This is a genomic window from Pediococcus pentosaceus (genome assembly GCF_001437285.1).
In the GTDB taxonomy this organism is placed as follows: Bacteria; Bacillota; Bacilli; order Lactobacillales; family Lactobacillaceae; genus Pediococcus; species Pediococcus pentosaceus.
This window is the reverse complement of record NZ_JQBF01000002.1, coordinates 78397-90550: the sequence shown is the minus strand read 5'-3', so window position 1 is coordinate 90550 and position 12154 is coordinate 78397. Positions and strand designations below refer to the sequence as shown.

Genomic DNA, 12154 nt, shown 5'->3' with positions numbered 1-12154 from the left:
CATTCTACCAGAAAATATATCGGTGTACTAATAGTATTAACAAAGTCTTAAGCATGTTTTGTGCTATCCTATTATTATCAATTTAAAGGTTGGGATTTTAATGGATTTTATTAAGAAACATCAGAATTTAATTTTAAGTGGATGTATCCCTGCTTGCATTATGCTAGCATACTTCGTTTATCGCGGATTTGCTCCATTTGGAACATCTAGTCTATTAACTGTCGATATGGGACAGCAATATGTCGCGTTCTATGAATATTTCCGCAGTACACTTATCAGTCATCCTGGTCAGTTTTTCTATTCTTTTTCCAATGGTTTAGGTGGAGATATGTTTGGTACTTGGGCTTATTATCTTTTCAGTCCAACCAATTTGCTGCTTTTGTTTTTTAAAAAAGAGAGTATCACTTCCGGAATCCTAGTAATAACTGTACTAAAATACGCTTTAGCTGGACTAACATCTGCTATTTACTTGCAGCATCTTGCTCAAAAAAATAAAATCACCACTCCGCGAGCTAGTGTTGTTGGTTTTGCTACTGCCTATAGTTTGATGGCTTTTTCCATCGCCAATCAACTTAACCTTTTTTGGCTAGATGCTCCCATCTTATTACCCTTAATTATTCTTGGTTTGGATGCTCTAATTGATCAAAATCAAATTAAAATTTTTGTAACGACGATGAGCTTAATGGTCATTATAAATTATTACTTTGCTTATATGATTGGTATTTTCACCTTAATTTACTTTTTATGGCGAGCTTCGCCGTTATCATGGAAAAAGATTTTTCACTATGTTCAATCTTGGATTTACGTTCTAGTTTTTTCCGCCATTGCTTGGATGCCGACATTATGGGCTCTCCTCCATGGTAAAGCACAGTATACAGAAAACTCAATTAAATGGTCTTTTGCTTACACACCACTTAAAATGTTAACTAAATTAATGCCAGGGACATTCAGCTTTAAGCAAATGTCTGATGGTCTACCAAATATTTACGTGGGAATGTTTGTGTTAATGGCTTTTGTCGCCTACTTTTTCAATAAAAATATTGGTTTAAAAAGACGACTTGGAGCTCTATTAATAACTGCTTTTTTCTTACTTTCTTTCTGTTTCACCCCATTAAACTTATTCTGGCATGCCATGCAATTTCCATGGTGGTATGCATATCGTTTTAGTTTCATTTTTAGTTTCTGGGTTCTTATTTTAGCTTTTGAAGGACTATTACATCCCATCCAAGAAGCACTTTTAAAACCCATCATCGCTGGTTTAGCACTCATTAGTCTTGTTGCTTATATATCAACTAAAAATTTACCAAAAATTAGCGACTTTATGACCGAGAATCAAATTCAATTTGGAGTTATTATCTTTATTGCAGCGCTTGTCTTTTGGGTTGGCTTCCAAGCTAAAGACTTTAATCCGGGGCTCACGCCAATTTTAGTTTGTTTTATGGCCCTAGATTTATCTGTCAATGCTATCTGGTCGTTGAATCGTATAAGTTATGTTAGCCAAACCGAATTTGCTCAATATAGCTCAGCAGCTCGCAATGCAATCGACCAGATTAAAGACCAAGGTCATCATTTTTCGAGGATTGGTACAAATTACTCTAGGACTAAAAATGATCCAATTCAATTAGGTTTCAATAGTGGATCAAGTTTTAACTCTAACCTAGAAACTAATATGCTTGATATGATGAGTGCTCTGGGCCAACCTACAACTTCCGGAAATGTGACCTATATGAACGGAACCTTGATCTCTGATGCCCTTCTGAACTTCAAGTATTGGTCATTTGTAAATAACGAAACTGACCATAATCCTTTTTCAACTAAAAGTGTTCGGCACGATGTTTTAAAAAGGTATCATCAGATTGGTAACACTAAATATGCTGATAACTACTTAAATCAATATGCCCTTCCATTAGGTCTTACTACTACTCATCCGGTAAGTAATACCAAAAAAATTGGAAATCCTTTGCAATATCAATCTAATTTACTCAAAAAAATCAGTAATCATTCTCAAAATTTATTTACAGACATTACTAACCAGGCCCAAATTTACTTTTCAAATGTTACTTCCACGCCTAATATTAAAAATGGTCTGTTAACTAAACAGAAACTTAATAAGGCTGCCACGGTAACTTTTGAATATGAGCCAAAAAATAATAATCCAATTTATATTACCGCCGGATCACAACTTTCACATGATAATGCGGATATCTTCGTTAACAACCAACGAATTACTGAAGACCTTGATTATGACCAACCAATTGTTTTATCGATTGCAGATCAGATGAAAGGCAAAAAAGTTCGTATTCAAATTGTTTTAAAGAAGCAAAGTTTACTTTTATCTGATTTTAGTGTCGCTGAGCTTCATTACGGCACATTTAAGCAAGATTACCAAGCTGCTAAGACAAATAGTCTAACGCAGGTGAAAAACGCTGGGAACGTAGTCACAGGCAATTTAAACGTTAATTCTGATAAACCCTACTTATTCACTTCCATCCCTTACAGTTCGGGATGGCACATTAAAATTGATGGTAAAACGATTCCTACTTCTAAAGTCGGTAATTACTTCTTAGGAAGCAACGTAAAATTAACTTCTGGCAAACATCAAATCAAGTTTACTTATATACCACCATTCTTTATGCTAGGTATGTCTATTACCATAATTGGTTTTCTAATGCTCGTCTTGCTCCAACAAAAAAAGCTTTTCACTCATAAGAAGTGAAAAGCTTTTTTTAATATGATTAGTTTTTAAGCATTTTTAACGGTTAGGATTTTAACTTTCATATCTCCACCGGGAGTAGCGATTGAAACTTCATCGCCAACTTTTTTACCTAAAAGAGCTTTAGCAATTGGTGAATCGTTTGAAATTTTACCAGTCATAGGGTCGGCTTCTGCAGCCCCAACGATCGTATATTCTTCTGGTTCTTCATCAGGAAGCTCTTTAAATTCAACCACTCGGCCTAAAGAAACTTCATCACCAGCAATATCATCATTATCAATGATTTGTGCGTAGTGGAGCATATGTTCAACCGTATTGATTCGGCTTTCTACCATGCTTTGCTCATCTTTAGCTGATTCATATTCTGAATTTTCAGATAGATCGCCAAAGCTTCTAGCGATTTTAATACGTTCGATAACTTGTGGACGAGTCTTTGTTTTTAAAGTTTCTAGTTCTTCTTCTAACTTAGCTTTTCCATCCAAAGTCATTGGATAAGTTTTTTCATCTGCCATTTTTACACCTCAAAATTATTTATTAAAACTCTCATCGCGCCCATCTTCTGATAGAATATCGCGAACTTTTGTAACCAATAAATCAATCGCCACACTGTTTTTTCCACCTTCAGGAACAATCACATCAGCATAGCGCTTGGTTGGCTCAATAAATTGGTGGTACATGGGTTTAACACCCGTTAAATATTGATTAATGATTGAATCTAATGTTCGTGCACGTTGTTCCATATCGCGACGAATACGACGAATAATTCTAATATCATCATCAGTATCAACGTAAACCTTAATGTCTAACATATCACGAATTCGCTCATCTGCTAGGATTAAAATCCCCTCAAGGATAATCACGTCGGTTGGGTCTTGTTCAATAACTTCTGAACTTCGCGTCGAAATTTTATAATCATAAATAGGAACTTCGATTTTTTGGTTGTTTTTCAACATTTTTAAATGTTCATATAAAAGGTCGGCATCAAAGGCCAGTGGATGGTCGTAATTAACCGCCCGGCGTTCTTCCATCGTTTTTTCAGCTTGATCTTTGTAATACGAATCTTGTTGAATGATAGAAATCGAATGACCATGTAATTCTTCAAGAATTTTTTGACTAACAGTTGTTTTTCCACTACCGGATCCCCCGGTTACCCCAATAATTATTGGGCTGTTCTTTGTACTCATAAGCTTAATTCCTCACTATTTACCTTCTGGATTGTACTTCGCAACTGCTTCGTTAAATGAAGTAATGTCTTTGTAGAACAAGACGTCTCCAACTTTATGTTTTGAACCAGATACATTTTTTGTAACTGCAAAGAAGAATAGATATCCGTCTTTAGTATCAGCATTAACCACGGATAGAATAGAATCTTCACCAGGATTATCAACTGGTCCTGGCATAAATCCAGTATTCACCCGAGTGTTATATGGGTTAGTACTTGCTAAATCGGATTGAGTTAAGTCTTCTGTTGCGGATTTTTTAACTGCATAACGTGTTGAAACATCAGATCCTAATGTTTCACCTTGCTTGATACGATTTAAGAAGACCCCTGCAATCTTAGAGCGATCGCTAGATTTACTACCTTCCATTTCAACTAGTGACGCTACACTCAAAGTTTCCTGAACGGTTAAACCATCTGATTTAATCTTAGAATAATAAGGTTGTAAAACAGCATCCTCTTTAGCAACCATTTGCGTAATGACATCTTTTAGTTTGGTATTTTTATCAATTGCATAACTAGCTGGGAATAAGTACCCTTCTAATCGATAGCGCACGTTTTGAGCCTTCATCGCCGATCCCAGTAATTTAGGATATTGCTTAGCTAGACTCTTTATAAAGTCCTCATCTTTCATTAATTTCAAGAAATCGGACTTCTTAAAGTACTTCGAAGATTTCATCGAATTAGCAATCTGATCAATATTTTCGCCTTCCTTGATTAATACGCGTGGACCGTTCAAGGCAATTGGCTCTGCTGCTCCACCCTTTTCAAGTTTTTTAGCGATTTGTTTTAAAGTCATCGATGGTTTTAAAACATAATAACCTGCTTGGAAGTTATTGATTTTCTTAGACTTAGTGTAGTAATTGAATACTGCACCACTCTTAACGACATGTTTATCCTCTAGGATCGAGCCCACTCCTCGTGAAGTTGTTCCAACCGGAATATTAATTTCAATTTGTTTATTGCTCTTCGCGTCTAAAGGTTGTAGGGAAGTGCTGTAATAGCGGTATCCCATAAACGTAGTGATTAAAACAACAGCAACTAAGATACCAATCACCCATTTAATAATGTTGTGACCGTTTTTTTGTCGTTTATAGTTACTCTGTACACGACTATGTCTTTGATTCGAATCATTGTTATTATCCAAGATCATTTCTCCTATCATTTACAATAATGGTAATTATACAATAACTATCTTTAACTTCGCATTAAAGTAACATAGATTTAATACGGTTATCTAACGGTTACATTTAATTTCTCTTCCAGGTTTTTAATTACCTTAGAAAATTCATCATTGATAGCATCTTCTTGCAAAGTATCATTTGTATCTTGATAAGTAAATTGATATGCCAAGGACTTCATCCCTTTTTCAAGGTTCTTACCTTCATAAACATCAAACAATTCAACTTTTATCAAGTTCTTTTGCTTAGTTTCATTAATAACGTTTAGAACTTCTGTATTAGAAACTTCCTTATTAACTAAAATAGCAATGTCTCGTGTAATTGCAGGATATTTAGAAATTACGTCATAATGTTGTAACTTCTTTTCGGCATGAATAATTTTTGTTAAATTCAATTCAAAAACATAAGTTTCCTTAATCTTAAACTCTTCTGCAGTGGTTGGATGAATTTGACCAATAAAACCAATTACATCTCCATCAAGCAAAACATCAGCAGTGCGTCCCGGATGCATCCCCTGACGATCATGGTCTGCAACATAACTTACTTCTCCAGCAACGGCAACATTCTTAAGGTATTGTTCTACAATTCCCTTAACATCAAAGAAAGTTACTGGCTTTTCTTTTTCATTCCAAGACTTAGCCTGCATTGAACCTGTAATTGCTCCTGCAATATGTTCAATTTCTTCTGGTTGTGCTTGTCCATTTCCATAGAAAACTCGCCCTTGTTCATAAAGAGCAACATTTTCCACTGAACGTGCCTTATTGTAAGCAATATCATCAAGTAATCCACTAATTAGATTCATTCTTAAGGCTTCTCGGTCCTTTGTCATTGGCCAATCGACCTTCACTAGTTCGTGATCACCCTTCACAAATTGTTGACTCTTGGCAATGGTTGTAAGTCCATAACTCATGGCTTGAGTAAGCCCTAAGCCTTCCATAACTGTTCTTGAGGCCCGCATCAATTTCTGTTCAGTAGTAAGTTGTCCAATAGTTGGATCACCAGTTGGTAATGTCACTGGTAAGTTGTCGTAACCAAAGATTCGAGCAACTTCCTCTAGCAAGTCAGCTTCAATATGAATGTCCCAACGACGAACGGGAACAGTTACCTTGAAGGTCTGCTTTGTAGCATCTAATTCTGTACTAAATCCAAGTCGATCAAAAATAGCTACGACTTCTTCACTAGTAAGTGACGTACCTAAAATTTTGTTAATACGAGCTAAAGCGATTGTAATTGATTCAGGATTAAGTTTAGTATCATTGCCAACAACTACCCCGCTCATCACTTTCCCTTGACTAAAATCAGCTACTAAGCTGGCTGCTTCGTTTAATGCATCATCAAGTGAACTATAGTCAATACCACGTTCAAAACGCATTGCAGCTTCGCTATGTAGATTATGGTAACGAGCAGTTTTACGGATTTTAATTGGGTCAAAAATTGCTGCTTCAATAACAATATTTTGAGTTTGATCACTAACTTCTGTAGCCATTCCACCCATTACACCAGCCATTGCAATCGGGGTCCCATCAGCTGTGATTACAAGGTCTTCTGGACGCAAATCACGTTTTTCATCATCTAGAGTAGTAAATTTAACATTTTCACCCGCTGGAGCAACTGAAATTGTTTGACCTTTAAGTTGGTCCAAATCATAGGCATGAAGAGGTTGTCCATATTTCAACATAATGTAATTAGTAACATCCACTACATTATTAATAGGACGAATTCCCGCCTTCATCAATGTCGTTTGTAGCCAGAATGGACTAGGCGCAATTTTCACGTTTTCAATGGCCATCAACTTGTAAACTGGGGCAACATCTTGCTCATCGATTTCAACTTTTATTTGATCGGCTAAAGTATCAGCTGATTTTTGTTCGTCTTGGACCTTCAAAACTTCAAAATTAGCCTTTTGATCTAGAATAGCGGCAATTTCGTGTGCATTACCGTTCATACTGAACATATCACCACGATTAGGTGTTACGGATGTATCAATCACATCGTCATCCATTCCTAAAGCTTCCATTACAGAATCACCTGGTTTAACATGGCTGTCAGCTGGGAATACGTAAATTCCATCTGCATAGTCTTTAGGTACCACATTGTCTGGGTAACCAATTTCTTGCAGAGCACAAATCATCCCATTAGATGGAACTCCACGCATTTTGCTACGCTTAATTTTGACGTTGTCTTTGATTCTTGAACCGTGGAGAGCAACAATAACATCTTGGTCTGCAGCAATATTAGGTGCACCACAAACAATTTGAATTGGTTCTTCTTCACCAACATCGACTTGGCAAATGTGCAAATGATCTGAATCAGGATGTTCAGTCACTTCTAGGGTATGACCCACAACAATTTTCTTTAATTTATAATCTAATCTTGTAACTGAATCAACTTCAACAGCTGTACGTTCAATCTTTTCAGCCAAGTCTTTAGGTTCTAAGTCTAGTTCTAAATATTTAGATAACCACTTGTATGAAAGTTTCATTTTTTATTAACCTCGCTTATTGAATTGGGATAGGAATCTAACATCATTTAGGTAGAAATTACGAATATCATCAACACCATAACGTAACATTGCAAAACGATCAGGTCCTAATCCAAAGGCAAAACCACCGTAAACGTCCGTGTCCACACCAGCCATTTTCAAAACATTAGGATGAACCATTCCAGCCCCTAATACTTCTATCCAACCGGTTGACTTACATACTGAACAGCCTTTTCCCATACAATTAAAGCAAGTAACGTCTGCTTCAACAGAAGGTTCTGTAAATGGAAAATAACTTGGACGCAAGCGTACTTCGAAACGATCACCAAAAAGTTCCTTAGCCAAAGTTACTAAAGTACCTTTCAAATCACCCATCGTAATGTTCTTATCAATCACTAATCCTTCAATTTGATGGAATTGGTGTGAATGAGTAGCATCATCAGTATCGCGACGGTAAACTACCCCTGGTGAGATCATTTTTAATGGTCCCTTTGAAAAGTCATGTTTTTCCATTGTTCGAGCTTGAACTGGAGAAGTTTGAGAGCGCATCAAAACTTCGTCCGTGATGTAAAATGTATCTTGCATATCACGAGCCGGATGATCTTTAGGCAGATTTAGCATCTCAAAGTTATAGCGGTCGAGTTCAACTTCTGGTCCTTCAACAACTTGGTAACCCATCCCAAGGAATAAATCTTCCAAGTTATCAATAATTTGCTGAATAACATGCGGTTGGCCTTGCTTCATCGGTGTCCCTGGCAAAGTAACATCTACAGCCTCTTCAGCTAATTTTTTATTCAAGGCTGCCTGTGCTAATTCTTCTTTACGTTCTTCCAATTTAGATGTTAGGTTATCACGTACTTTATTAGCAAATTCACCGACCTTAGGACGTTCCTCTTTACTTAAATCACGCATCCCTCGGAGGACCTCAGTAATCGGACCTTTTTTACCTAAAAAATTGACCCGTACTTCATTTAATTTTGATAATTCATTAGCAACGCTAATTTCTTGAAGACCTTTTTCTTCAAGTTCTTTTAACTTCTCTTGTAAACTCATGATCTTTCCACCTTTCTCCAAATAAAAAAACGCCCCTCCTAGAAAGGGACGTTTTTTAACGCGGTACCACCCTTGTTTGCAACTCAATGCACACTTGGTCAGCCAGATACGGGTGGCCTGCCCATTTTTAAATCGAAGCGAATTCACTGAAACCATCATCGGAATCTCTCAACCTAACGATTCCTTCTCTGTCTGATAATTTAAATCAGCTACTACTCTTCGAGCTTTTATTCTCTTAGCTACTTTAACCAAAAAAACGCATTAGGTCAATACCTAATTAAAACCAGCAATCAGCAAATTTATGAGCGGCGTCAAGCACCGGACGTAGATTTTCACCTTGTTCTGTTAATCGATACTCAATTAAGGAAGAATCCTCATAAGTACATCGTTCCACTAGCCCAGCTTCCTCTAAGCTTTTCAAACGCTCTACAAGTACACGGTCACTACATTTCGTGACACTATGCGCAATGTCTTTAAAACGCTGTGGACCAGCATTCATAAGCACTTCTAAAATAAGTCCATTCCATTTTTTTCCTAGTATATCAAACATCTTTTCAAACTTTGGACAAAGTTCAAAATCAGTTTGTTCTTTTAGTTGTGTACTCTGCATTATAAAAACCTCTTTTACTAGATAAACTTAATAACCTTCTCTTTATATTTCATGAGTTTCATCTTAAATTCCTTGCGAACATGATCAAAATATTCAGTAATAGCTTGTTCGTCATCTACAAATGACACAATACTGCTTTCAAAATATTTAGGTCGCGCGATAGTGGCTCCCCACATATGTTTTAATATAATATCTTTTTCTTTATCATTCAAGACCGTGAGCTTTTCCGCATTACGTAAAGCAACCCGAGGATGGATAAAGGCGTGAGAACCCAAAGTAAACTTAGTTGTTCTCCAATCGTAATAGAATAAATCATGGAGTAACCCAGCTCGTGCTGTCGAAACAGCATCTAGATTGTGTTTTTTGGCTAACAAATAGCTTTCATAGGAAACGCTAATACAGTGATCCAAACGAGTTCCATTGTGATGTTGAGTGTAGTTATCTAACTTTTGAACCTCTTTTTTCTCTAATAAATCTCCAACAATTGCCATATATTCAGAATCATTTTTCCAATCTAGTGACTTCATTAAAAAGCTCCTTTTTAGCTTAAGTTACTACCATCTTAGCGTCATACTTTTTTAAATCAAGTAAATCTAACTGCCAAATTTAAAACGTAACAAAACCTTAACCGGCTAAACCAAACATTAATACTCCAGCAGCAACCGCCACATTCAAAGATTCTGCGGAACCCTTGATTGGAATATATAAATTCATATCCGTCATTTCAATAAGTCTTTCACTCATGCCGTTGCCTTCATTCCCCATAATCAAAGAGAACTGGTCTGGAACATCAATTTTACGATAGTCACGGGCATTTTCATCTAAAATTGAGCCAAAAATTACACTACCTTGATCCTTACAATTACGAATCCATTTCTCAAGATTCAATCGTTTCAACTGCAAGTGATACTGACTACCCTGCATAGCCCTTAGAATCTTAGGGTTATAGAAATCAGCTGTCCCATCGCCAAATACAACTCCTGTAAACCCAGCCGCATCAGCCGTTCTTACCATTGTACCAATATTTCCAGGATCTTGTACATTATCCAAAACTAACCATTTTCCAGACAAATCATCTGGAAATTGCCAATCTTCCTCGTTAATGTAACCAATTAAAAAGATGCCTTGATCGTGAACAGTATCTGAAATATGATTAGCAACTTCTTTGGTCACTAAAATTAATTTGTCATTATCGACTTGTTCAGCAAGCTCACCTAAATCAAAGTCTTCTTGGACAATTAAAAACTCATATTCAGTTGCCTGTTCCAAAGCCGTCTCCACTGGATGACGTCCTTCTAAAAGAAATTTCTTAAATTTTTTTCTACCATTATTGGTTTTTAGTTTCACCCATTCTTTCACTTTTGAATTCTTTGTTGAAGAAATCTTTTCCATAATTATACCTTATCTCCTTACCATTTGTAAGTATTCTGTTTCTATCCTATTTAATCGTATCATTATCACAATCTAAATGATATACAGACTTGCCGAACTTTTAATCTTAACACCTTTCATACTAACAAATTAAGGTAACGATGTTAAAATCATTAATATAAATCTTTTTGAAAGGAATGATTATAATGAAAGCTGTTCACATGAACGCTTCTGGACAGGTACAAGCCGTGGGATTCCGTTATACAACCAAATTACTAGCTGATCGACTTAAAGTAACTGGATGGGTCAAAAACAACCCCGATGGTACCGTAGAAATTGAGGCGCAGGCTCCAGACGCTGTTTTAGACCAGTTTATTGATGGAGTAAAAGCCTCACCTTCGCCATCTGGACGAGTCAATAAATTAACTGTTAAATCAATTCCCTTATTTGAAGGGCAAGACTTTATTGTTAAATACTAAATTTCATTGAAAAAAGACGGAAAATCAAGTATAGTTACCCTTGTATTTCTAGCATTCAGAAGGGAATTGTACGTATATTATGAAAAAGCTTAAAAGTATCTCGACGATTACTTTAATCTCGGGACTCGCATTAGTTCTTAGTGGATGTGTCCAACGTGATAAACACGGTAATCCGTATGGACCGATCTATGATTATCTAGCCATCCCCACTCAGCACTTTATGAATTACCTTTCACACTTACTTTGTGGAAGTTATGGGCTAGCGATTATTCTTGTTACTTTTGTTGTTCGTTTAATTTTGCTTCCATTGATGTTAAATCAATCTCGCAAAGCCACAATTCAACAAGAAAAAATGGCATTTATTCAGCCCCAGCTTAAGGTACTTCAAGCACGTAATCAAGCAGCCAAAACGCCCGAAGAACGTGCCGCTATTAGTCAGGAAATGATGGCCTTGTATAAGGATAACAACGTTAGTATGACTGGTGGAATTGGTTGCCTCCCAATTATCATCCAATTCCCTGTTTTTGCCGCGTTATACGCAGCTATTCAGTATTCACCTGAATTACATCAAGGATTATTCCTAGGTATTAATTTGGCTAAGCCAAGTATCTTATTGGCAGCAATTTCCTTCCTTGTTTACTTATTACAAGGTTGGTTAGGTACTTTAGGCGTTGCACCAGAACAAAGAAAAATGATGCGTTCCATGATGATTGTCAGTCCTTTGATGATTCTATTTTTCACTTTTTCTTCCCCTGGTGGATTAGGACTTTACTTTGCTGTTGGTGGAGTTTTTGCATGTATCCAAACACTCGCAATTAATCTCTATCGTCCAAAAATTAAAGCACGGATCCAAGAGGAAATGAAAAAGAATCCTCCTAAGATTGTTGAACCAACTGGTCCAGTAGACCTTAAAAATGTTACAGAAGCAGCTACAGAATTTACTAGTGAACCTGAAACTAAACCAGTTTCTAAACCACAAAATAACAAACCTCGTCGTAATGCAGGTAAACAAAATCATCATCGTGACTAAAATTAAATACCAAAAA

The 12154-nt window shown here is 36.5% G+C and carries 11 protein-coding genes; 3 read left to right on the top strand and 8 right to left on the bottom strand.

The features are described 5' to 3' along the window. Positions 1 to 100: 100 nt before the first annotated feature. Positions 101 to 2716, top strand: a complete 2616-nt coding sequence (locus IV86_RS02220; RefSeq protein WP_011673214.1) for a YfhO family protein — start codon at positions 101 to 103, stop codon at positions 2714 to 2716. Between the two features lie 26 nt (positions 2717 to 2742). On the opposite strand, the gene greA is transcribed toward IV86_RS02220, so the two are convergent. The 8 genes from greA to IV86_RS02180 all read right to left on the bottom strand — a co-directional run bounded on the left by greA (position 2743) and on the right by IV86_RS02180 (position 10650). Beyond that, positions 2743 to 3225 (bottom strand): transcription elongation factor GreA, encoded by a 483-nt coding sequence (gene greA, locus IV86_RS02215; protein WP_011673213.1) that lies wholly within the window; start codon positions 3223 to 3225, stop codon positions 2743 to 2745. Between the two features lie 15 nt (positions 3226 to 3240). After that, on the bottom strand, positions 3241 to 3897 hold the full coding sequence (gene udk, locus IV86_RS02210; RefSeq protein WP_002833824.1) for a uridine kinase: 657 nt from the start codon (positions 3895 to 3897) through the stop codon (positions 3241 to 3243). A gap of 15 nt (positions 3898 to 3912) precedes the next feature. Further along, positions 3913 to 5082 carry an endolytic transglycosylase MltG gene (mltG, locus tag IV86_RS02205; RefSeq protein ID WP_029257866.1) on the bottom strand — a complete coding sequence of 390 codons (1170 nt, stop codon included), beginning with the start codon at positions 5080 to 5082 and terminating at the stop codon, positions 3913 to 3915. A gap of 83 nt (positions 5083 to 5165) precedes the next feature. Next, entirely contained in the window at positions 5166 to 7595 is a 2430-nt protein-coding gene (gene pheT, locus IV86_RS02200; protein ID WP_002833822.1) for a phenylalanine--tRNA ligase subunit beta, read from the bottom strand. A gap of 6 nt (positions 7596 to 7601) precedes the next feature. After that, a complete protein-coding gene (gene pheS / locus IV86_RS02195) occupies positions 7602 to 8648 on the bottom strand; it encodes a phenylalanine--tRNA ligase subunit alpha (RefSeq protein WP_002833820.1) in 1047 nt (348 codons plus the stop codon). Between the two features lie 277 nt (positions 8649 to 8925). After that, the gene (locus IV86_RS02190) at positions 8926 to 9258 is read right to left on the bottom strand and encodes a winged helix-turn-helix transcriptional regulator (protein WP_002833819.1); all 333 of its coding nucleotides are present in this window, start codon (positions 9256 to 9258) and stop codon (positions 8926 to 8928) included. 17 nt (positions 9259 to 9275) lie between these two features. Continuing rightward, a complete protein-coding gene (locus tag IV86_RS02185; RefSeq protein ID WP_002833818.1) occupies positions 9276 to 9785 on the bottom strand; it encodes an HD domain-containing protein in 510 nt (169 codons plus the stop codon). 97 nt (positions 9786 to 9882) lie between these two features. Beyond that, complete coding sequence (locus tag IV86_RS02180) at positions 9883 to 10650, bottom strand: TrmH family RNA methyltransferase (RefSeq protein ID WP_002833817.1); 768 nt, start codon at positions 10648 to 10650, stop codon at positions 9883 to 9885. A gap of 185 nt (positions 10651 to 10835) precedes the next feature. On the opposite strand from IV86_RS02180, the gene IV86_RS02175 reads away from it, so the two are divergent. Continuing rightward, on the top strand, positions 10836 to 11108 hold the full coding sequence (locus IV86_RS02175; protein WP_002833816.1) for an acylphosphatase: 273 nt from the start codon (positions 10836 to 10838) through the stop codon (positions 11106 to 11108). Positions 11109 to 11187: 79 nt separating this feature from the next. Next, positions 11188 to 12138: a membrane protein insertase YidC gene (gene yidC / locus IV86_RS02170; protein WP_002833815.1), complete on the top strand. Its 951-nt coding sequence runs from the start codon at positions 11188 to 11190 to the stop codon at positions 12136 to 12138. Positions 12139 to 12154 lie beyond the last annotated feature (16 nt).